General features: G+C 46.4%; 17 protein-coding genes. 6 read left to right on the top strand and 11 right to left on the bottom strand.

Translation table 11 applies throughout. The features are described from left to right. Nucleotides 1–127: 127 nt before the first annotated feature. The 4 genes from nrdA (at nucleotide 128) to ACK5NH_RS02305 (ending at nucleotide 4,675) form a co-directional block, all read left to right on the top strand. Complete coding sequence (gene nrdA / locus ACK5NH_RS02290) at nucleotides 128–2,416, top strand: class 1a ribonucleoside-diphosphate reductase subunit alpha (protein WP_416917616.1); 2,289 nt, start codon at nucleotides 128–130, stop codon at nucleotides 2,414–2,416. Nucleotides 2,417–2,477: 61 nt separating this feature from the next. After that, nucleotides 2,478–3,608, top strand: a complete 1,131-nt coding sequence (gene nrdB, locus ACK5NH_RS02295) for a class Ia ribonucleoside-diphosphate reductase subunit beta (protein ID WP_416917650.1) — start codon at nucleotides 2,478–2,480, stop codon at nucleotides 3,606–3,608. Between the two features lie 16 nt (nucleotides 3,609–3,624). Continuing rightward, complete coding sequence (gene yfaE, locus ACK5NH_RS02300) at nucleotides 3,625–4,035, top strand: class I ribonucleotide reductase maintenance protein YfaE (protein ID WP_416917617.1); 411 nt, start codon at nucleotides 3,625–3,627, stop codon at nucleotides 4,033–4,035. Nucleotides 4,036–4,219: 184 nt separating this feature from the next. Beyond that, on the top strand, nucleotides 4,220–4,675 hold the full coding sequence (locus ACK5NH_RS02305) for a nuclear transport factor 2 family protein (protein ID WP_416917618.1): 456 nt from the start codon (nucleotides 4,220–4,222) through the stop codon (nucleotides 4,673–4,675). 99 nt (nucleotides 4,676–4,774) lie between these two features. Here the strand turns inward: ACK5NH_RS02305 and ACK5NH_RS02310 are convergent, their stop codons facing one another. Continuing rightward, nucleotides 4,775–6,793: an FAD-dependent oxidoreductase gene (locus ACK5NH_RS02310; protein WP_416917619.1), complete on the bottom strand. Its 2,019-nt coding sequence runs from the start codon at nucleotides 6,791–6,793 to the stop codon at nucleotides 4,775–4,777. A gap of 165 nt (nucleotides 6,794–6,958) precedes the next feature. Between ACK5NH_RS02310 and sppA the strand changes: the two genes are divergently transcribed. Both sppA and ansA read left to right on the top strand, forming a co-directional pair. Continuing rightward, nucleotides 6,959–8,803 carry a signal peptide peptidase SppA gene (gene sppA / locus ACK5NH_RS02315; protein WP_416917620.1) on the top strand — a complete coding sequence of 615 codons (1,845 nt, stop codon included), beginning with the start codon at nucleotides 6,959–6,961 and terminating at the stop codon, nucleotides 8,801–8,803. Nucleotides 8,804–8,911: 108 nt separating this feature from the next. Next, nucleotides 8,912–9,925, top strand: a complete 1,014-nt coding sequence (gene ansA / locus ACK5NH_RS02320) for an asparaginase (protein WP_416917621.1) — start codon at nucleotides 8,912–8,914, stop codon at nucleotides 9,923–9,925. Between the two features lie 71 nt (nucleotides 9,926–9,996). Here the strand turns inward: ansA and ACK5NH_RS02325 are convergent, their stop codons facing one another. From ACK5NH_RS02325 to aspS, 10 genes are all read right to left on the bottom strand, one after another. After that, entirely contained in the window at nucleotides 9,997–10,278 is a 282-nt protein-coding gene (locus ACK5NH_RS02325) for a YeaC family protein (RefSeq protein ID WP_011716957.1), read from the bottom strand. Then, nucleotides 10,275–10,592, bottom strand: a complete 318-nt coding sequence (locus ACK5NH_RS02330; RefSeq protein ID WP_416917622.1) for a zinc ribbon domain-containing protein — start codon at nucleotides 10,590–10,592, stop codon at nucleotides 10,275–10,277. The genes ACK5NH_RS02325 and ACK5NH_RS02330 overlap by 4 nt, the downstream gene beginning before the upstream one ends. Nucleotides 10,593–10,600: 8 nt before the next feature. Beyond that, nucleotides 10,601–11,728, bottom strand: a complete 1,128-nt coding sequence (locus tag ACK5NH_RS02335; RefSeq protein WP_416917623.1) for a M14-type cytosolic carboxypeptidase — start codon at nucleotides 11,726–11,728, stop codon at nucleotides 10,601–10,603. Nucleotides 11,729–11,911: 183 nt separating this feature from the next. After that, entirely contained in the window at nucleotides 11,912–12,592 is a 681-nt protein-coding gene (locus ACK5NH_RS02340; protein ID WP_416917624.1) for a response regulator transcription factor, read from the bottom strand. 196 nt (nucleotides 12,593–12,788) lie between these two features. After that, nucleotides 12,789–15,305 (bottom strand): TonB-dependent receptor plug domain-containing protein, encoded by a 2,517-nt coding sequence (locus tag ACK5NH_RS02345; RefSeq protein ID WP_416917625.1) that lies wholly within the window; start codon nucleotides 15,303–15,305, stop codon nucleotides 12,789–12,791. Between the two features lie 923 nt (nucleotides 15,306–16,228). After that, complete coding sequence (gene ruvB, locus ACK5NH_RS02350; protein WP_416917626.1) at nucleotides 16,229–17,233, bottom strand: Holliday junction branch migration DNA helicase RuvB; 1,005 nt, start codon at nucleotides 17,231–17,233, stop codon at nucleotides 16,229–16,231. Between the two features lie 121 nt (nucleotides 17,234–17,354). Beyond that, nucleotides 17,355–17,972, bottom strand: a complete 618-nt coding sequence (gene ruvA, locus ACK5NH_RS02355; protein WP_416917627.1) for a Holliday junction branch migration protein RuvA — start codon at nucleotides 17,970–17,972, stop codon at nucleotides 17,355–17,357. Then, nucleotides 17,969–18,490, bottom strand: coding sequence for a crossover junction endodeoxyribonuclease RuvC (gene ruvC / locus ACK5NH_RS02360; RefSeq protein WP_416917628.1), 522 nt, complete (start codon nucleotides 18,488–18,490; stop codon nucleotides 17,969–17,971). The genes ruvA and ruvC overlap by 4 nt, the downstream gene beginning before the upstream one ends. Nucleotides 18,491–18,704: 214 nt before the next feature. Further along, complete coding sequence (locus tag ACK5NH_RS02365) at nucleotides 18,705–19,451, bottom strand: YebC/PmpR family DNA-binding transcriptional regulator (protein WP_416917629.1); 747 nt, start codon at nucleotides 19,449–19,451, stop codon at nucleotides 18,705–18,707. Nucleotides 19,452–19,666: 215 nt separating this feature from the next. Continuing rightward, nucleotides 19,667–21,442, bottom strand: coding sequence for an aspartate--tRNA ligase (aspS, locus tag ACK5NH_RS02370; RefSeq protein WP_416917630.1), 1,776 nt, complete (start codon nucleotides 21,440–21,442; stop codon nucleotides 19,667–19,669). Nucleotides 21,443–21,613: the final 171 nt, after the last annotated feature.

The following is a 21,613-nucleotide window of genomic DNA, read 5'->3' on the forward strand; positions in this document are numbered from 1 at the left end:
TCCCCATTAAATCGACTATCTCTTGCATAGTCAGCTGTATTAAGGGTTTTCAGGTTGATTGTTTTACAAGGAAACGTACGGTGAATTAGTTCACCTGAACAGATATCAGAACCAAGGCCTCTCTTCAATGAATAGCAATATGACAGTCACAAAACGCTGTGGTGCACGTGAGACTATCGATCTCGACAAAATACACCGCGTAATTACTTGGGCAGCCAAGGGATTAAAAAACGTTTCTGTTTCTGAAGTTGAACTTCGCACGCATTTACAGTTTTTCGACGGGATCCCAACCGAAGCTATCCACGAAACGATCATCAAATCTGCTGCGGATTTAATTTCCCCAGAATCACCGGATTATCAGTTTCTGGCTGCGCGCTTAGCCGTATTCCATTTACGTAAGAAGGCCTTTGGTCAGTTCGAGCCGCCAAAGTTATATGACCATGTGACTAAACTGGTTGAGCTGGGCAAGTATGATATGCATATTCTGCAGGATTACACCCGCGAAGAACTCGATATCATGGACAGCTATATCGACCATTGGCGCGATATGAACTTCTCCTACGCGGCGGTAAAACAGCTCGAGGGTAAGTATCTGGTACAAAACCGCGTGACCCATGAGATCTACGAGAGCGCCCAGTTCCTCTATATTCTGGTGGCGGCTTGTTTGTTTGCCCGTTATCCAAAAGAAACGCGCCTGCAATACGTGAAAGACTTTTACGACGCGGTATCGACCTTTAAAATTTCACTGCCAACGCCAATCATGGCGGGCGTGCGTACACCAACCCGTCAATTCAGCTCCTGCGTACTGATTGAATGTGGCGACAGCTTAGATTCTATCAACGCGACCGCCTCTTCTATCGTGAAGTATGTGAGTCAACGTGCGGGTATTGGTATTAACGCCGGTCGTATCCGTGCCTTAGGTAGCCCAATCCGTGGCGGTGAAGCCTTCCACACTGGTTGCTTACCTTTCTACAAGTATTTCCAAACGGCAGTGAAGTCTTGCTCGCAAGGCGGCGTTCGTGGTGGTGCAGCCACCCTCTTCTACCCAATTTGGCACTTAGAAGTGGAATCCCTGCTGGTACTGAAAAACAACCGCGGTGTTGAAGATAACCGTATTCGTCACTTAGACTACGGCGTGCAGCTCAACAAGCTGATGTATCAACGTCTGATCAAAGGCGAAAATATCAGCCTGTTCAGTCCATCGGACGTGCCAGGTCTTTACGATGCCTTCTTCGAAGATCAAGAGGAATTCGAACGTCTGTACCTGCAATATGAGCAAGACAACAGCATTCGTAAGAAGACATTAAAAGCAGTCGAACTGTTCTCATTGATGATGCAAGAGCGTGCTTCAACGGGCCGTATCTACATCCAAAACGTCGACCACTGTAACACCCACAGCCCGTTCGACTCGAAAGTGGCGCCGATCAGACAATCTAACCTTTGTCTTGAAATCGCGCTGCCGACCAAGCCATTGAACAACATTGACGATCCAAACGGTGAAATCGCGCTGTGTACACTGTCAGCATTAAACTTAGGTGCGATCAAAAACTTAGCCGAGCTTGAGCCATTAGCCGATTTAGCGGTACGTGCACTGGATAACCTGCTTGATTACCAAGATTATCCAATCAAAGCGGCCGAAATTTCATCGATGAACCGTCGTACTTTAGGTATTGGTGTTATCAACTTCGCTAACTACTTAGCGAAGAATGGCATGAAGTACTCCGATGGTAGCGCAAATAACCTGACTCATAAGACCTTTGAAGCGATTCAATTCTATCTGCTCAAGGCGTCAATGAATCTGGCGAAAGAGAAAGGTGCGTGCCCATTATTTAATGAGACCACTTACGCTCAAGGTATTTTACCTATCGATACCTACAAACGTGATTTAGATAAGATTTGCAGCGAGCCATTGCATTTAGACTGGGAAACACTGCGCCAAGACATCAAACAGCACGGTTTACGTAACTCGACCCTGTCTGCGCTGATGCCGTCTGAGACTTCATCACAGATCTCAAACGCGACCAACGGTATCGAACCGCCACGCGGTTTGATCAGCGTTAAAGCGAGTAAAGATGGCCAGTTAAAGCAAGTGGTGCCTGATTTTGATGAGCTGAAATACAACTACGAGCTGCTATGGCAAATGCCAAGCAACGAAGGTTACTTACAGCTCGTGGGTATCATGCAAAAATTCGTTGACCAAGCGATTTCGGCCAACACTAACTATGACCCAACGCGTTTTGAAGGCCGTAAGGTTCCGATGCAGACTCTGCTGAAAGACTTACTCAATGCCTATAAGTTAGGTGTAAAAACGCTGTACTACCATAACACTCGCGATGGTGCATCGGATCAACACGATGACATTACCAACATAGAGAAAGAAGATGACGGCTGTGCTGGCGGCGCCTGCAAAATCTAATCTTCAATGTTTACGGTTGCGGGATCCCTTTGGGATCCCGACTTATTGGAATACTCGTACCATGACCTACTCTACTTTTTGCCAAACACCCAACGATGCCACCCGTGAACCTATGTTCTTTGGACAATCGGTTAACGTCGCACGTTATGACCAACAAAAATATGAAGTGTTTGAAAAACTGATTGAAAAGCAGCTGTCTTTCTTCTGGCGCCCAGAAGAAGTCGACGTGAGCCGCGATAAAATCGACTACAACTCACTGCCAGATCATGAAAAGCATATTTTTATTTCAAACCTGAAATACCAAACACTGCTCGACTCTATTCAAGGTCGTTCGCCGAACGTGGCATTTCTGCCATTAGTGTCGCTGCCCGAGTTAGAGACCTGGATTGAGACTTGGTCTTTCTCCGAAACCATTCACTCGCGCTCATATACGCACATTATTCGCAATATCGTAAACGATCCTTCCGTGATTTTTGACGATATCGTGGTGAATCAAGAGATCCTGCGCCGCGCGACCGACATTGCCGAATACTACGATCACTTAATCAAGCTGACGCAGGTTTACCACCTGTTAGGTGAAGGCACTCACGTGATTGACGGCGAGCCGATTGAAGTCAATACACGTACGCTAAAGAAAGCACTATACCTGTGCATGATGTCAGTCAACGCCCTCGAAGCGATTCGCTTCTATGTCAGTTTTGCCTGCTCTTTTGCGTTTGCAGAGCGTAAGCTCATGGAAGGTAACGCGAAAATTATTCGTCTTATCGCCCGTGACGAAGCGCTGCACTTAAACAGCACTCAGCATATTTTAACCATTATGCAGGGCGGCAAAGACGATCCTGAAATGGGTGAAATTGCCGCAGAATGCCAACAAGAAGCGTACAACTTATTTCTCAAAGCGGCCGAGCAAGAAAAAGAATGGGCGAAATACCTGTTCAAAGATGGTTCGATGATCGGTCTAAACGAACAGATCCTTTGCCAATACGTTGAGTACATCACTAACCAACGGATGAAGTCCGTTAACCTGCCGCTTCCTTATGCCGAGCAGTCTAACCCGCTTCCTTGGATGAAGAACTGGTTAGAGAGTGACGCGGTACAAGTAGCGCCGCAGGAAGTCGAAGTGTCATCTTATCTTGTCGGTCAAATCGATTCGGCCGTCGACAGTGATGAATTCCTCGATTTCGATCTATAACGGGATTTGATTGCTTATGGCTAAATCGAACCTGCTCTTAAACAACCCCTTTGCGAAGGCGCCCATTGTGCGCCTTCAGGGGCAACCTGTGCTGCTGTTTACCGAGCAGCACAATTCGTTGTTGCAAGCACTCGAAGCCAAAAAAGTGACCATTTTCTCTGAGTGCCGCAGTGGTTTTTGCGGCGCTTGCAAGACCCGTATTATTAGCGGCAGCGTCAGCTATTTAACCGAACCTTTGGCCGAACTTAATGCCGACGAATGCCTGCCCTGCTGCTGTATTCCCAGCGAAGATTTAGAACTCGATTTATCCCCCGAAGGTGCTGCCGTGGTAACCTATCCTTGCAGTAACACTCGCGCCCAAGCCCCATCGACGCGTAAAACCGCCAATCTAAAAGCTGTGGCAAAGCAAGAAGTGGTAGAAGACTAACTGAGTCGTCTGTAAGGGATTGGTATTTCCTGCACAACATCTGCTGATTAAGTAAAAGACTACATCTTTTCAACTTCCAAAATGCTTTACCACTCGCCCTTGTTAGCTTGCCTAAAGAGCATTATGTTATTGCTTTCCACTTACTTTCACCTTTTTTAATGGACTAGTATTTCCAAGGAGATTTATGGGCCAGTTAATCGCGATCATCTTGCTGCTTGTGTCGATGAGTGCATTTTCGGATGAAGATAACCTTGTTGCCGAGATGAAAGACATGGATAGCAAAGTATTTGATTCATTTAATCGTTGTGCCGATGAGCAACAACTCAAGCTGCACGAAAGTTACTTTGCCGAGAGGGTAGAGTTTTACCATGACAATGGCGGTGTGACTTGGGATCGCCAATCGATGATCAACAACACTAAAAACTATGCCTGCGGCAAATACACTCGCTCACTGGTTGAGGAAAGCTTTCAAGCCTATCCCATCAAAGACTTTGGCGCGATAACTGAAGGGGTACATAAATTTTGCAGTCTAGAAACAGGCAGTTGTGATGGCAAAGCCAAATTTTTAATGGTCTGGCAACGCACCAATGGCCAGTGGCAAGTCACTCGGGTCGTCAGTTATGGGCATTTACCCAACTAAGCAGATGACCTACTCATTCTGCTTGGCTCTTATCTTCATAACAATCAACAAAAAAGCCTGAGTCAGACTCAGGCTTTTTATTCATAAACCGCTTAACAACTACAGTCGCATAGCAAGTTCGGCGCCTTGACGAATGGCGCGTTTCGCATCGAGTTCGGCGGCCACATCGACACCGCCAATCAAATGCACCGGAATACCCGTTGCTTTCATCTCATCGACTAAGGTGCGGTTAGATTCTTGTCCGGCGCAGAGGATCACATTATCCACGACTAACACTTCGGTTTGCTCACCAATGCGGATATGTAGGCCAGCATCGTCAAACTTGTCATAGCTGACGCCCGTTTTCATCTTCACATCGTGCTGCTTTAACACTAAACGGTGGATCCAGCCAGTGGTTTTACCTAAGCCTTGGCCCATCTTAGAAGTCTTACGTTGTAGCAAGTAGACTTGTCTATGAACGCTATTATCGACTTCAGGCTCGGCTAAACCGCCCGCATGCTGATATTGCTTGTCTATACCCCACTGCTTTAACCATTTTTCTGGATTGAGGGTGCTCGACTCAGATTCGCAGAGGAAATGTGCCATATCAAACCCAATACCGCCGGCACCAATCAGGGCCACTTTGTCGCCGATTGTGGCTTGACCCGTCAGTACTTGTTGATAATCCACCACTTTGGGGCTATCAAATCCTGGCAAGTTTAACTCACGTGGTACCACGCCCGAGGCGATGACGATTTCATCAAACTTTTCCGTTTCCAACACCTTAGCATCCAAACGGGTATTTAAACGCAGATCGATTTTATGCAATTTAATTTGATTGAGGAAATAACGAATCGTCTCGTTAAACTCTTCTTTTCCAGGGATTTTACGTGCCAGATTAAATTGACCACCCACCTCGGATTTCGCCTCAAAGAGTACCACCTCATGGCCGCGAATCGCCGCATACACTGAAAATGCCATTCCAGCAGGGCCCGCGCCCATCACTGCAATACGCTTCTTTTTACTGGTGGGGAAAAAGTTTATTTCGGTCTCATAACAGGCACGAGGATTGACTAAGCAAGTGGCACGTTTCAGTGAGAAAGTATGATCTAAACAGGCCTGATTACAGCCGATACAGGTATTGATAAGCTCTGGCGTGTTGGCCGCAGCTTTATTGACAAAGTCAGGATCGGCAAGGAACGGCCGCGCCATAGACACCATATCAGCTTGACCAGAGGCAATGATTTGCTCGCCAATTTCAGGTGTATTGATGCGGTTTGTGGCAATCAAAGGCACAGAAACCGATTTTTTGAGCTTTTCCGTGACCCAAGCAAAGGCACCGCGGGGCACACTGGTCGCAATGGTCGGTACACGGGCTTCATGCCAACCGATGCCAGTGTTGATAATTGACACGCCCGCATGCTCAAGCCACTTGGCCAATTGTACAACTTCATCCCAAGTGGAGCCGTTATCGACTAAATCGAGCATAGATAAACGGAAGATAATGATAAAGTCTTTACCCACTTTGGCGCGAATGGCATTGACGATCTCAATCGGGAATTGCGCACGTTTTTCGAAACTGCCTCCCCATTCATCGATGCGCGTATTGGTTCGCGAACTTATAAATTGGTTGATCAAATACCCTTCAGAGCCCATTACCTCAACACCATCGTAGCCCGCTCTTTTCGCTAACGCTGCAGAACTGGCGTAGTCTTTAATCGTGGCACGTACTTGGCGAGTCGACATCGCCGAGGGTGTAAAGGGAGTGATCGGCGATTTAATTTTGCTTGGCGCTTGCGAGAAAGGATGATAACCATAGCGCCCTGCATGCAGAATTTGCATGCAAATTTTACCGCCAGCCTCATGTACCGCCTGAGTCACAATGCGATGTTTACCAACCTGCCAGGGGAAACTCAGCTGGCAAGCATGGGGAGTCAATCGGCCACGTAGGTTTGGCGAAATACCGCCTGTGACAATCAAACCCACTCCGCCTAACGCGCGCTCTTTATAAAACGCGGCCAGTTTCTCAAATCCGCCCTTTTCTTCTTCTAAACCCGTGTGCATGGAACCCATCAACACACGATTTTTGAGCTGGGTGAATCCCAGATCTAAGGGTTCTAATAAATGGGGAAACGACATTCAAACATCCTTTTTAAACAAGTGATTTAAATGAGCATACCTTTAGTCAAATGTAAGCTCAACTGTTGCTTGGGGGTTAAAAGTTAAAATCCTTTACAATTGTGTTTAGCCAGTGAGGGGATTTTCAGTTAGCATTGGCACATTCGATAAGCAAAGGAGTGGCTAATGTCCGCTAACCCATCGTTTTTCAAGAGAATATGTTTATTTATTTGGAATACCCTTAACGGGATCCGTAAATTCATACTCAACCTGATTTTTTTTGGCTTCCTGGCCATCATTCTTATTGCCATAGGGAGCAGTGAGGATATTCAGGTCGAAGATAACTCGGCACTGGTGCTTAATCTGGCGGGTTCTATCGTCGATCAAAAACAACAGGTCGACCCGATTGAAGCCGCACTCAAACAAGGCAATAACGGCAGCGGTGACGGCGAAATCCTGCTGGCAGACATTATCTATGTGATTGATAACGCGACGCACGATAACAGGATCAGCACCATAGTTTTAGACTTGGCCGAGCTGAAACGCGCGGGGATCAGCAAATTACAATCAATTGGCGATGCCCTAAATCGTTTTAAAGAAAGTGGCAAAAAGGTCGTCGCAATCGGCAATTATTACGAGCAAAACCAATACTTTCTTGCCAGCTTTGCCGATACCATTTACCTCAATCCCCAAGGCAGCGTCTCCCTCGATGGCTTGAGTATGTATAACCAATACTTCAAGTCCGCCCTCGAGAAGCTCAAGATAAAAGCGCATATCTTCCGCGTCGGCACCTTTAAATCCGCGGTAGAACCTTACATGCGTGACGATATGTCTGATGCGGCCAGAGAGGCCAGCAGCGCCCTAATCGCCGATGTTTGGCAGAGTTACACTCAAACGGTGGCCGCTAATCGCCACATCGATGCCAATACCTTAGTGCTGGATTCGGCAAACTATCTGGCACAACTCGATAAGGCCGAAGGCGACTCCGCCACTATGGCCATCAATATGAAATGGGTCGATACCCTAGCGACCGATGAAGAGTTCCGTAAAGTCATGCTCGATACCGTGGGTAAAGAGAAGTCGGGTGACAGCTTCAAGCAGGTCAGCTTCTACGACTATTTAACCTTAGTGACACCTTTGCCAAGCTTTGTTGAGCAAGACAGTGTCGGCATTATCGTTGCCAGCGGCACCATTTTAAATGGCAGCCAACCCGCAGGCCAAATTGGTGGCGACAGCACGGCAGAACTGTTGCGTAAGGCACGATTTGATAAGCATATCAAAGCGCTAGTGCTTAGAGTCGACAGCCCTGGCGGCAGCGCCTTTGCCTCTGAACAAATCCGCCAAGAATTACTCGCCCTCAAAGCGGCGGGTAAACCAGTGGTAGTGAGTATGGGCAGTCTTGCGGCATCTGGCGGCTATTGGATTTCGGCAAGCGCCGATTATATCTTCGCGACACCAACAACGCTGACGGGTTCTATCGGCATCTTCGGGATGATCGCCACCTTCGAAGATTCACTCGCCAGCTTAGGTATTCATACAGATGGGGTATCGACCTCAGAATGGGCGGGATTATCAGTGACTCGCACCCTCTCGCCGCAAATTGAATCGGTTATCCAGCGCCATATCGAGCGTGGCTACTTAGACTTTATCTCACTGGTTGCTAAGGAACGTAAAATGACCTTAGAGCAAGTGGATAGCATCGCCCAAGGCCGCGTGTGGAGCGGCAAAAAAGCCCTAGAGTTAGGTTTAGTAGATGAACTTGGCGATATCGACCAAGCTGTTGCCAAAGCCGCTAAACTCGCGGATTTAAGCCTGTTCGATACCCGTGTGATTGAGCAGGAATTAACGCCTGAGCAGCTTTTTGTGCAGCAAATGTTTGCCTCAGTTTCAGCCTATTTACCCGCGTCACTTAGCCATTCAACGCTGTTTGAGCAAATGCTGGCTCAATGGACTGGCAGCTTAAAGACGATCGCCGCCTTTAACGACCCTAACCATGTGTATGTGTATTGTGACAGCTGTGCGATCAACTAACGCAGACTTAAGATGATAGAGAAAAGCCCGAAGCCTCGGGCTTTTTTATTGGGTTTATGCCTGCAAAATCGTATAATTAGCTCACTTGCAGCTAAGATAATGACAAGAATGACTAAACGCTCCATTTATGTAGCCTATACGGGCGGCACCATAGGCATGCAAAAAACCGCGAATGGTTTTGCACCGGTGGCAGGATTTTTGACCCAATGTGTCCAATCCATGCCTGAGTTCTACCATGACGAAATGCCTGAATTTGTGATCCACGAGTATTGCCCACTCATCGACTCATCAAATATGGCACCGACCGACTGGCAAATGATCGCCGACGATATTAAAGCCAATTACGATAAGTACGATGGCTTTGTGATCCTCCACGGCACAGATACCATGGCCTACACCGCATCAGCCTTATCCTTTATGCTTCAAGGCCTGTCAAAACCTGTGATCGTCACCGGTTCACAAATTCCTTTAGCACAGCTGAGATCTGACGGGCAAACTAACCTGCTCAACTCCTTGTATATCGCCGCCAACTATCCGGTGGCTGAAGTGTGTTTATTCTTTAATAACAAACTGTTCCGCGGCAATCGCTCTACCAAAGCCCACGCCGACGGCTTCGATGCCTTTGCCTCGCCAAACTTCCCCTTATTGCTTGAAGCGGGGATCAAAATTAATCTGCGAGCAGGTAAAATTGCGACACCAAGCGACAAACCTTTAGAAGTGGCCAATATCAGTCCACAGCCCGTCGGTGTGGTTACTCTCTATCCTGGCATTTCGACGCAGATTTTTGAGAACATTCTACAGCAACCCGTTAAAGCACTCATTTTACTGACTTTTGGCGTGGGCAATGCCCCACAGGATGCAGCATTACTCAATACCCTGAAGCAAGCGGATGAACGTGGAATTGTACTCGTGAACCTGACTCAGTGTTTCCAAGGTAAGGTCAATATGGGCGGTTATGCCACGGGGAATGCCCTTGCTAAAGCGGGCGTGATCAGTGGCGCTGACATGACCATTGAAGCCGCATTGGCGAAGTTACATTATCTGCTGTCGAAAAACCTAAAACCGAGCGAAATTAAAACTGCCATGTTGCAAAACTTGGTTGGTGAGCTCAGCCCCGACTAAATATCGCAGCCTTACACATGAAAAAGCCCACATTAGTGGGCTTTTTATTGTTTAAGCATCAACGTCTGCTATTACAGTTCATCAGCTTTAAACTCGGCAATCGACTCGCCACGGAATTGTTTTTTCAACTCCGCCTTCGACAGCTCATTTAATTTTCCACCGGCCGCTATGGTGAAATGCTCAGTTTGATCTAAGCGGCGCGCCTGATAGAGCATCACCACTTGTAGGGTCGATTCACGCTGGGCTTCGGTTAATACAGTGCCATCTTCCCATTTACCTAATTCAGCGGCGCTACGCAGCCTTTCATAGACTTCCTCGGGCATTTGGTCGATTACTTGATTAATGTCGGTCATACACTCTTTCGCTTATGTAATACGATTCTAACGCGGGTAATTAAATAGCCCACAAAACCAAAGACAAAACAGATGGCTCCAATGGTCGCGCGTAATCCTTCGGCAGGCTCTCCACCCCAAAACCAAATCACCACACCTGCAATAAACAGCGTCATAGCGACAAAGCTTTGGTTCATTAAGTTGCTTGATTTTTGGATATGATTAATCCGTACGAGCGAGCCATTATCACCATTGGTTTTTGCCTCACAATGCGGGCAAGCAGGCGCTTTGCTCGACATCCGTTTACGGCAGATTGGACATTCGATTAATGCCATAGTCGCACCTATCTTAACTTATCAACCACGGCGAGCATGGCAATCAGTGAGGCTTCGCCTAAATAAATGCTGCGCTCTGGCGACCAACCCACAAACGGATCCTGCAGGTTGTTGTTGTCTTTAAAAGGCATTTCTAAGGTGTTCGACAAGCAATCAAAGGTATACGCCACCCAATTAGATGCCACGGTCAAGTTGGCTTGACCTGGCTCGTCTTTGGCGTATCCAAACTCGGTTTGGAAATCGGCACTGGCCAAGGTTAATGCCTGACTAAAGTCAGCTTGCAACTGTGTCAATCGCTCACTGTAACCTGGCACACCTTCACAACCTGCGAGGAACACATAGGGCAAACCTTCATCGCCATGGACATCGTAAAATAAGTCTACGCCAGTCTGCTGCATTTTCTGCACCACATGGTAGACCTCTGGGCTTTTTTCTAAGCTTGGGGTTTGCCATTCACGGTTAAGGTTAACCCCAATCGCATTGGTACGCAGATGCCCTCTTACGCTGCCATCTGGGTTCATATTAGGCACTATGTAGAAGTTTGCTTTATCGAGCAACGCTTTTGCCGTTGGACAATCGTTATCCAGCAGACGGTTGACTAAGCCTTCGACTAACCATTCCGCCATAGTTTCACCGGGATGTTGTCTTGCGGTGATCCAGATATTACGTTTATCGGGATTACCATCACCGACTTTCATCAGGGTGATATCACGGCCATCCAAGGTCAGACCTAAATGTTCTAGATTAACATCGGGATGCAATTGTGCATTGCTCAGTAGATCTAAGTGACGCTCGTAGCTGTAGGGTGCAAAGTAGGCAATTTGAATCGCATCACAATCAAGTGCTAACTGAATGCTCAGTTTGCCATCAATATATTGAGTTGGCACACGGAACCAATGCTGGCGATCGTAACTGGCGACCGCGTGGTAATCCTGCCATCCCTTAGGATAGGAAGCGGTGCCCGCATTGATGATATTCAAGGTGTATTGATTACCTACCTCACCTTCGAATCGGAAGTTGAACCATTGATAAAACTCACCGCCCGCATCGGGACGGATCGCCAGTTGAATATCGTCTTTATTATCAAGATTAATGACTTGGATATTACCGCCATCAAAATTGGCACTGATCCGCATAATGATTCCTACTTGGTTATTCATGTGAGGGTAATGATGCTGAATTCGCATCTACTATAATGCCCGTTAGAATAAACCAAATCCGTATCAGGGGAAAATGAAAGCGACCAAATTTGCCTAAGAAGCCAGCAGTCGTGCTTTTATTCATCTGCACCTGTGTTTGTCAGCCGCATTCGCAAAACATTAAGCGCTAAAACTGTATCCTTGACCGCGAACAGTGTTGATTAATGTCCGTGGCAAACGGGTATTCGCCAGTTTGCGCCGTGTGTTACTGATATGCATGTCCAAGTTACGATCGAAGCGTCCTAAGTCCTTCTGCAATACAGATTTTTGCAGTTCTTGCTTAGTGATCACTTGCCCTTTACGCTCAAACAGATACTTAAACAACCTAAACTCGGTTTGCGTGAGTTCCACGGCATTTTTACCAATAGTGATCCTATAGGTAGCATCATCGAATTTGACTGGCTGGATTGTCGCCTGCTCGATTGCCATTGGCTCTGTGGCGCGAGGGATTAATCGCCGTTCTAATGCATGCATACGCACCAATAGCTCTTTAATGCTAAAGGGTTTCGTTAGGAAATCATCTGCACCAAGCTCGTAGCTTCTGATCCTGTCAGCCTCGTTGTCACGGGCAGACAGCATCATGATCGGCGTCATACAGTCCCGCGCCTGCAATAGCGAAAAACCATCCATTTGCGGCATCACTAAATCGAGCATAATAATATCGGGCATAAAGCTGCGGATACGCTTCAACCCATCAAGGCCGTTAATGGCACATTCAACCTCATGTCCCTGAGTTTTAAGTGCATCAGTTAACCAAACTCTGAATAAAGGATCATCATCGACTAACAGTATTCTACTCATCCCTAAACACCAAACGAGAATCAATATCATTTATGTTACCATAACTAAAAATATGTCTCTAGCATCATAAGTGATTAAAAATCAGTTTTAGCTTATTTGTGATCAAGTTGGCAGCGATGAATAATGGGTTGTAACCTTTTGCACCAAAACAAAAAAGCGCCCGAAGGCGCTTTTGGAGGATATGTTCTATTAAAGATTAGAACTTAACTGTTACACCACCGTAAATGGTACGGCCGATAGTGTCGTAAACTTCTGGAACAGTACCACCATCGCTACCGTTAGATACAGTCAATGGTTTTTCATCGGTAAAGTTCTTCACGCCTAAGCTAACAGTTGCCATATCATTGATATGGTAAGTACCAGAAATGTTGTGATAAAGGATATCACCCACTTTGTTACCTGCGCTCAGGTCACGCATGTCGCCGATAAAACGGTTGAAGTACATTACGCTCCAATCATCTTGACCAGCAGAGATGCTGAAGTTATTACGTACGCGAGCATAAGCACCGAAGTTACCGTCGATAGTGCCAGTGTATTCTTCACCATCCTGCTCAAACTTCACTAAGTAAGTCGTATCGTTGTTTACTTTCCAATCTAAGCCAATTAACTCGAAGTTGTATGCTAAGTTGAAGTCGATACCGCTAGTGTCTTGTGAACCTACGTTAGTTAACGCGTTTGTTAAGTTCTCCAAATCGCCATTAGGGCCGATATTGAAAGTTTCACAAGCTGTTTGATCACCAGCATAACAAGCATCTAAACCAGCTTGAGTATCCATACGCGCAATTGCGTTGTCTACTTTAAAGCGCCAGTAGTCAAGCGTCACTGACATGCCATCGAGATAGCTTGGTGAGTATACTAAACCAGCTGTATATGACTCTGACTCTTCAGGCTTAAGATCTGGATCTGAAGTACGGTTTACTAAGATCTGTGGATCTTGAGCGTTACCCCATGGGTCATCTAAGTAGTCGTATGAACCAGAGTTACCACCATATAGCTCAGCTACGCTTGGTGCACGGAAACCTGTTGCAGCAACAGTACGAACCATCAGCTCGTCAGTCGCATTATAAGTTAAACCTATTTTCCAAGTAGTCGCTTTACCGAAGGTTGAGTAATCGTCTAAGCGCAGAGCAAATTCACCAGTTAGTTTTTCAGTAAATGGCACGCTCACTTCTTGGAAGATAGAAATAACGTTGTAGTTACCATCAGTTGGATCTTGTTGAGCAGAAGTACTCTCACCCGCAATAACCACTTCGTCAGGCGTGTAGAAACCACTTTCACGACGGTATTCAGCACCGATAGCGAAACCTACAGCACCCGCGCTCAGGTCGAATAATTCACCGTTTAAGCCAGCTGATAGAGTTTGTTGCTCGTTACCGCCTTTAGCTTCTTCTGTGTAGCTAATGTCATTAATCATTTGCTGAGTTAATGGTGCACCGCTGAACCATGCATCTGGACTTGCATAGATTGAGGTTGCCATATCAGAAGCATTGATTGAGTTTTCTACCGCAGTTTTAGCTTGGTTTTTACCATAGGTGTAAGTGACATCCCAGTTCATACCAGTATGTACATCCAAAGTACCCGCTAAACCACCAGATAAACGCCAAGTGTCAGTATCTTGAGTATAGATACGTGGACCGACGTCATTAGTACGACGACGATAGTTTACTAAACCTTTCTCATCAGCTTTGATACCAGCTGCAGTCATTGCGCTGTCTAAAGTTACGCAAGGTGCGCCTGTAGGCACATGTGAATCACCACAAACATTCAGCATAATATCTGCTGGTTGAGCAGCCATTTGCTGATTTGAGCGACGGTTAGTGTAGATAGCGTCAGCGGTTAATACCACATCGTTACCTAGCTCTTGAGTCATGTTTGCGAACAAACTACGACGCTCGTTTGGTGTTTGGTAGTAGCTATCTTGAGTAAAGTCATAGCCATAAGTACGGTCAACCCAGTTGCCGTTAGCGTCTTGAACTTTACCACCTAAAGAACCTGTTGGAATAAATGAACTGGCACCTGGTTCAGTCCAGTTGCGGTCACCTTGGATCACGCCACGGCGATCTGAGTAAGCAGCACCAAAGGTGTAGTTACCACCATCGGTGTTGAAACCATATAATGCACTGACATCACCGTTTTGACCGTCACCTTTGTCGGTGCCACTGCCATTGAAGTCTAATTGGAAACCATCGAAATCTTTCTTGGTGATAATGTTCACTACACCGGCGATCGCATCGGAACCGTATACCGCTGAAGCGCCGTCTTTCAGGATTTCAACGCGAGCGATCATAGCAACAGGAATAGAGTTTAAATCCACAGCACTGTCAGCACCAGAACCTGAGTTCACCATACGGCGGCCGTTTAATAACACGAGAGTACGCTGCGAGCCCATGCCACGTAAGTCAACTTGTGCTACACCGTCAGCACCGTTGTTAGTGGTTGAACCAATCGCAGCACCTGCCATTGAGGTTTGAACTTGTAGCATTTGGTCTACAGAGGTGAAGCCTTCGGCTTTAATTGCAGCAGCATCAATAACGGTAACAGGAGAAGCTGTTTCCATATCTTGACGTTGAATACGTGAACCCGTGACTTCAATACGCTCAACTTTTGCAGTCTCTTCAGCTGCAAATGCGCTTGACGCAACAAATGTACCAGCAGCAATTGAGCTAACGACAGCTAAATTAATAGCCGACGCAACTTTGGTTCTTTTGATCATGAATGAATGCTCCCTAGATCTTACTATTATTTTTATGCTTACAGTTTGTACAACTATTGCTGTACGACTGTTGCGCTTGATACTGAGGATTCACTTTCATTCAGTCAATATTCATTTTTTTAACCTTAAACGAATTATTGTTTAATAAATTAACCAATTTTGTTAACCACATGTTTAAGCAAAACTTTGAATACTAGAATTTAATTATTTACAGCATTAATAACCGTATAAATCCGCAAAAAATAGCGATATAGACTGTTAATAATGCAACATTTTAAAAACATAGCATCTCCTCATAAATGTGATCCACATCACATTTTATAAAAGGTGAACCATCCAGCGCACAGAATAATGTGTCGATTAATTATGGAGAAATATGCATATAAGCATTAGATGCAACACAAATAACCAAGTAAACATCAGCATTTTCACACCTAGCATTGATACAAAATGAATAAATTGTGATTTTTATGCACCACAAGAGTGCATAAAACACAAATGCAACAAATTACCGTCAATTAATATCGAGAATAATAACGAGGCGCAGAAAGACAGAATTGACACTAAGAAAGGGCAAGTAAAAAAATTCAATAGAATGAAACAGCTTAATAAGTCACACCACAAAAGCTTATTTTATGAACAATAATATAAAATCATGTCCTATTAAATCTAAACATAAAAATACATTTGTTTCGTTAATGCTAACCACAAGCATTAAATATTATTTATAAACTCAGCGACGGTTATTTTTCAACCAAATAAATTCAAATAAAAACAGCAGCTCAATAACGCATTTTTAAAATGAGTTGCTCATCATTAAATTATATTTATCTACATATTGAGATTAGATTTTGATCGAGCTACAAAGACAAAAAAGCGGCCAAGGCCGCTTTTATCATCATAAAGTTATTCGTCTTAGACGATTACTCTGGTTTTATCATACCAAAATGCAAATACGCTCTGTTTGTGGCAATCCGGCCGCGTGGGGTACGTTGGATAAAACCTTGCTGGATTAGGAAAGGCTCGAGTACATCTTCAATGGTTTCCCGCTCCTCACCAATGGCCGCAGCAAGGTTATCAAGTCCCACTGGGCCACCCATAAACTTATCTATAATCGCGAGCAGCAGTTTTCGGTCCATATAATCGAAACCTTCGCCATCAACATCGAGTAAATCTAGCGCGTGCTCTGCGACTTTCTTGGTCACTGCACCATCGTGTTTGACCTCCGCATAATCACGCACTCGGCGCAGTAAACGGTTGGCAATCCTTGGTGTACCCCGTGACCGCTTAGCAATTTCGGTTGCCCCTTCACTATCAATGGCTAATCCCATCACTTGCGCGGAACGGGTCACAATGGTGCTTAAATCTTTGACATTATAAAACTCGAGTCGCAGCGGGATGCCAAAGCGCGCTCTTAGCGGTGAGGTTAACGCCCCTGCTCGAGTCGTGGCGCCGACTAAGGTAAAAGGAGGTAAATCCAACTTAATCGAGCGTGCTGCGGGCCCCTCACCGATCATAATATCCAACTGATAGTCTTCCATCGCAGGATACAAAATTTCTTCGACGACAGGACTTAAGCGGTGAATTTCATCGATAAAGAGTACATCGCCCGCTTCAAGGTTCGTGAGCAATGCAGCCAAATCCCCTGCTTTCTCAAGCACGGGACCCGATGTCGATTTGATATTTACACCCATTTCATTGGCCACAATCATGGCTAGGGTTGTTTTGCCTAAACCCGGCGGACCATAGATCAACATATGATCTAAGGCTTCTTCGCGATTCTTTGCCGCTTGAATAAACACTTTTAATTGGGCACGTGTATCATCCTGCCCTGTATATTCATCGAGCAATTTAGGGCGCATGGCCCTGTCGATAACATCATCTTGACCTTGCAGCTGCGGCTGGATCAGTCTATCTGCTTCAATCATTTACCTATTCCTGTTACCGCATCGGCATACGGCACCTTGCAATTTGGGCGCAGTTGCAACCTAACTGGCTGCAAAAATCGCGTACCGCAATATAACACTCGCCTCAATAAAAACCATGCCATTAGAGCATCGATTTTAACGCGGCCTTAATCAAGGTCTCACTGTCCATGCCTTCTTTATAGGCGGCGGAAACGGCTTTACTCGCCTGTGGTGGTTTATAGCCGAGGGAGATCAAGGCTGAAATCGCATCCTCTTCGGCACTGTTGACCGTCGGTGCTGGTGAGTAGTTGGATTGCAACACAAACTCACGCTCAGAGCCCATGGATGCCTCCATCAAGCTCTTCAGTTTATCGCGCATCTCAACCAATAAGCGCTCTGCGGTCTTTTTACCGACACCGGGTAATTTCACCAGCGTCACTATATCATCACGCTCAACACAGCCGACAAACTCACTGGCGGTCATGCCAGAAAGAATGGTTAACGCGAGCTTAGGGCCCACGCCGTTGGCCTTGATAAGTAATCGAAACAGTGAGCGCTCTTGCTTAGTGATAAAGCCGTAAAGCAGCTGGGCATCTTCACGCACCACAAAATGGGTATACACTGTGGTCGGTTGATTGACCTCGGGGAGCTCATAAAAGCTGGTGAGGGGCATCTGTAACTCGTACCCCACGCCATTGACATCAATCAACACCTCAGGCGCTTGCTTTTCAATTAACACGCCACGTAAACGACCTATCATCTGTACCGTCCATATGTTCTTGTTGTCGCTCGGCCACTTAAGGCAACCAAACTTTGATTGGTGTGATAATGACATACCGCAACGCCGAGCGCATCCGCAGCATCGGCCTGCGGCGCAGCGGGCAGCTTAAGCAATTGCTGGATCATATGTTGAACCTGTTCTTTCTTGGCTCGTCCCGTGCCCACTACGGCATTTTTAATCTGGGTAGCACTGTATTCTGCGACGGGTAAGTTAGCCACAGTCGCAGCGACAATAGCCGCGCCGCGGGCTTGACCCAATTTCAAGGCCGAGTCGGCGTTTTTGGCGAGAAACACCCGCTCAATCGCAAATTCATCGGGTTGATATTGGCAAATAATTTCACTTATACCATCAAAAATTTGCTTGAGTCTTAATGGTAAATCCTCACCCGAGGTACGAATGCAGCCGCTGCCCAAATAAAGTTGCTGCCGCCCTTGGCACTGGATAACACCGTAGCCAGTGATCCGTGAACCTGGGTCAACCCCTAAAATAATCGCCATGCTATCCCTAATGCCTGTGCCCGACTTAAGACAACCCATTCCGCGGCTAACTTAAGCACTCGCAACAGCGCAAAAAATCATAAATCAAACTGAGACAAATTAAAGGTAGCCCTATAGCGAAACACTGGCGCTAAACTCAATCATAGTCTCTACAGCTCTGGAGCTAAGTTTGCCAGCTGACTTTAGGCCACCTAACTAAAGTTAACGTTAAGGCCTAACCTAAACTTTCCATAATCTCATCGGAGATTTCGGCATTATGATACACCTCTTGCACATCATCGTGCTCTTCGAGGGTATCGATAAGACGCATAAACTTCTCTGCGGTCTCGGCATCCAACTCAGCCTTGGTCGAGGCAATCATTGCGATTTCAGCGTTATCACTGACAAATCCCGCAGCATCGAGGGCATCTTTAACGCCATAAAACTCGGTAGGCTCAGTAAATACATCAATCGCACCATCATCGTAACTCACCACATCTTCGGCGCCAGCTTCTAACGCCGCGTCCATCAGGGCATCTTCATCGGTACCAGGCGCATAGGACAACACTCCACGCTTTGTAAATAAATAGGAAACCGAGCCATCGGTACCTAAATTACCGCCGGATTTGCTAAAGGCATTACGCACGCCGCTGACGGTACGGTTACGGTTATCCGTCATGGTTTCGACCATCACCGCCGTGCCGCCCGGTCCATAACCTTCGTAAATAATGGTTTCGAGTTGTTGCCCTTCAAGCTCACCTGCGCCACGTTTGATTGCGCGCTCGATGGTGTCACGGGTCATATTACCGCCGAGTGCTTTATCGATGGCGATACGCAGACGCGGATTTGAATCGGGATCGGAGCCGCCCTCACGGGCCGACACAGTTAACTCTCGGATAAATTTAGTAAAAAGTTTACCGCGTTTAGCATCTTGTGCTGCTTTGCGGTGTTTAATGTTGGCCCACTTACTATGACCTGCCATGGGAGTTCTCCTCTACACATAGCCATTGCACATCTTATCAATAGCCTAAGGTAACCTTGACGGCGCCTCTTGTGAGGTTCCTATACCTATGTTCCTTTACACAAAGATTGACGACAAATTCAGTGACGTCGATAACGCAGATATTGATAAGAAATGAAATGACGGGGTAAAAATAGACCGAGGCTTGCGCCTCGGTACTCGATTATCACTAAAGATTAGTCTTCAGTCTTCGCGGCTTTCACCACGGAAATGCCTAATTCAGCTAATTGTTGTGGGTTAGCAAAACCTGGGGCATTGGTTAACGGACACGCCGCTGTGGTGGTTTTCGGGAAAGCCATCACATCACGGATTGAGCTTGCGCCCGTCATCAGCATGATAATACGGTCTAAACCGAATGCTAGACCCGCATGTGGTGGCGTACCGTAGCGCAGCGCTTCGAGTAGGAAGCCGAATTTCTCTTTGGCTTCTTCATCGGTAATCCCCAGAATGCGGAATACCGCAGATTGCATCTCTTGGTTATGAATACGTACTGAACCACCACCTAATTCGCAGCCGTTTAATACCATGTCGTAGGCATCGGACACACGGTTAGCCGGATTGGCTTCCAGCTCTTGTGGTGTCACGCCGCGCGGCGCAGTAAACGGATGGTGAACCGCGTGGAAGCTGCCGTTGATCTTCTCAAACATTGGGAAGTCAACCACCCACAATGGACGCCATTGACCTTCAAGCAGATTAAAGTCTTCACCGGCTTTAAGACGCAGTGCACCCATCGATTCAGCAACCACGGTCGCTTGGTCTGCACCAAACAGGATAATATCGCCAGTTTGTGCGCCAGTGCGGCTGATGATTTCGTTAACAATGCTCTCATTCAAGAACTTCAGCACAGGCGATTGGATGCCTTCTAACCCTTGAGTCAGGTCGTTTAGCTTCATCCACGCTAAACCTTTAGCACCGTAGATACCCACGAACTTAGTATAATCATCGATTTGCTTACGGGATAAGCTCGCGCCACCTGGAATACGCAGCGCCGCAACACGGCCTTCTTCGTCATTGGCTGGACCTGAGAATACCGCAAATTCAACGTTTTTGAGTAAATCGGCAACGTCCACCAGCTCTAATGGGTTACGTAAATCGGGCTTATCTGAACCGAAACGACGCATGGCTTCGTTATAGGTCATGCGTGGGAATTCGCCTAAATCGACATTCAGCATCTCAAGGAACAGGCCACGCATCATCTCTTCAGTCTTAGCCATAACTTGCTCAGACGTCATAAATGAGGTTTCGATATCGATTTGAGTAAATTCAGGCTGACGGTCAGCACGTAGGTCTTCGTCACGGAAGCATTTTACGATTTGATAGTAACGATCGAACCCTGACATCATCAACAATTGTTTAAACAGCTGTGGCGATTGTGGCAGCGCGAAGAATTGGCCCTTGTAAGTGCGACTCGGCACTAAGTAGTCGCGAGCGCCTTCTGGGGTTGCCTTGGTCAGGATTGGCGTTTCGATATCTAAGAAGCCGTTTGAGTCGAGGAAACGACGCACTGCACTGGTCACTTTCGCGCGGAACATTAAACGCTGCGCCATTTCTGGGCGACGTAAATCTAAATAACGGTACTTTAGACGCTGCTCTTCACTGTTGTTTTGGTAGTTATCTAAGCTCAGCGGCAGCGGCTCAGAACTGTTGATAATCGTCAGTTCTTTACCTAATACTTCAATTTCGCCGGTCTTCATTTGCGCGTTAACTTGGCTATCAGGACGGGCACGAACCACGCCTTTTACCTGCACACAAAACTCGGCGCGCAGCGTACTGGCCACATTGAACACCTCAGGTAAATCTGGATCGTAAACCACTTGGACCAGACCTTCTCTGTCTCTTAAATCTAAAAAGACTACGCCACCCAAATCACGGCTACGATTAACCCAACCTACCAAGGTAACTTCTTGTCCAACGTGAGACTTATTGACGTCTCCACAATAATGACTGCGCATCTAACTCTATCCTTTATCCGGAAACCGGTGCTTTGGAAATAATCAAAACGAGATAAAAGCGGCATTATAGTCAAATAATGCCGATTACCAAAGTACTTCACTTTTAGGCGGTGAAGTATCAAACAGTTTTACGCCCTTGACTAGAGGCGAACGCACTATCTGCGTATAAGC

Source organism: Shewanella sp. (assembly GCF_047975355.1).
Lineage (GTDB): Bacteria > Pseudomonadota > Gammaproteobacteria > Enterobacterales > Shewanellaceae > Shewanella.

Excerpts from the sequence above, each read along its gene's own strand:
- nrdA (WP_416917616.1), top strand. The coding sequence starts at position 128 with ATGAATAGCAATATGACAGTCACAAAACGCTGTGGTGCACGTGAGACT.
- nrdB (WP_416917650.1), top strand. The coding sequence starts at position 2,478 with ATGACCTACTCTACTTTTTGCCAAACACCCAACGATGCCACCCGTGAA.
- yfaE (WP_416917617.1), top strand. The coding sequence starts at position 3,625 with ATGGCTAAATCGAACCTGCTCTTAAACAACCCCTTTGCGAAGGCGCCC.
- ACK5NH_RS02305 (WP_416917618.1), top strand. The coding sequence starts at position 4,220 with ATGGGCCAGTTAATCGCGATCATCTTGCTGCTTGTGTCGATGAGTGCA.
- ACK5NH_RS02310 (WP_416917619.1), bottom strand. The coding sequence starts at position 6,793 with ATGTCGTTTCCCCATTTATTAGAACCCTTAGATCTGGGATTCACCCAG.
- sppA (WP_416917620.1), top strand. The coding sequence starts at position 6,959 with ATGTCCGCTAACCCATCGTTTTTCAAGAGAATATGTTTATTTATTTGG.
- ansA (WP_416917621.1), top strand. The coding sequence starts at position 8,912 with ATGACTAAACGCTCCATTTATGTAGCCTATACGGGCGGCACCATAGGC.
- ACK5NH_RS02325 (WP_011716957.1), bottom strand. The coding sequence starts at position 10,278 with ATGACCGACATTAATCAAGTAATCGACCAAATGCCCGAGGAAGTCTAT.
- ACK5NH_RS02330 (WP_416917622.1), bottom strand. The coding sequence starts at position 10,592 with ATGGCATTAATCGAATGTCCAATCTGCCGTAAACGGATGTCGAGCAAA.
- ACK5NH_RS02335 (WP_416917623.1), bottom strand. The coding sequence starts at position 11,728 with ATGCGGATCAGTGCCAATTTTGATGGCGGTAATATCCAAGTCATTAAT.
- ACK5NH_RS02340 (WP_416917624.1), bottom strand. The coding sequence starts at position 12,592 with ATGAGTAGAATACTGTTAGTCGATGATGATCCTTTATTCAGAGTTTGG.
- ACK5NH_RS02345 (WP_416917625.1), bottom strand. The coding sequence starts at position 15,305 with ATGATCAAAAGAACCAAAGTTGCGTCGGCTATTAATTTAGCTGTCGTT.
- ruvB (WP_416917626.1), bottom strand. The coding sequence starts at position 17,233 with ATGATTGAAGCAGATAGACTGATCCAGCCGCAGCTGCAAGGTCAAGAT.
- ruvA (WP_416917627.1), bottom strand. The coding sequence starts at position 17,972 with ATGATAGGTCGTTTACGTGGCGTGTTAATTGAAAAGCAAGCGCCTGAG.
- ruvC (WP_416917628.1), bottom strand. The coding sequence starts at position 18,490 with ATGGCGATTATTTTAGGGGTTGACCCAGGTTCACGGATCACTGGCTAC.
- ACK5NH_RS02365 (WP_416917629.1), bottom strand. The coding sequence starts at position 19,451 with ATGGCAGGTCATAGTAAGTGGGCCAACATTAAACACCGCAAAGCAGCA.
- aspS (WP_416917630.1), bottom strand. The coding sequence starts at position 21,442 with ATGCGCAGTCATTATTGTGGAGACGTCAATAAGTCTCACGTTGGACAA.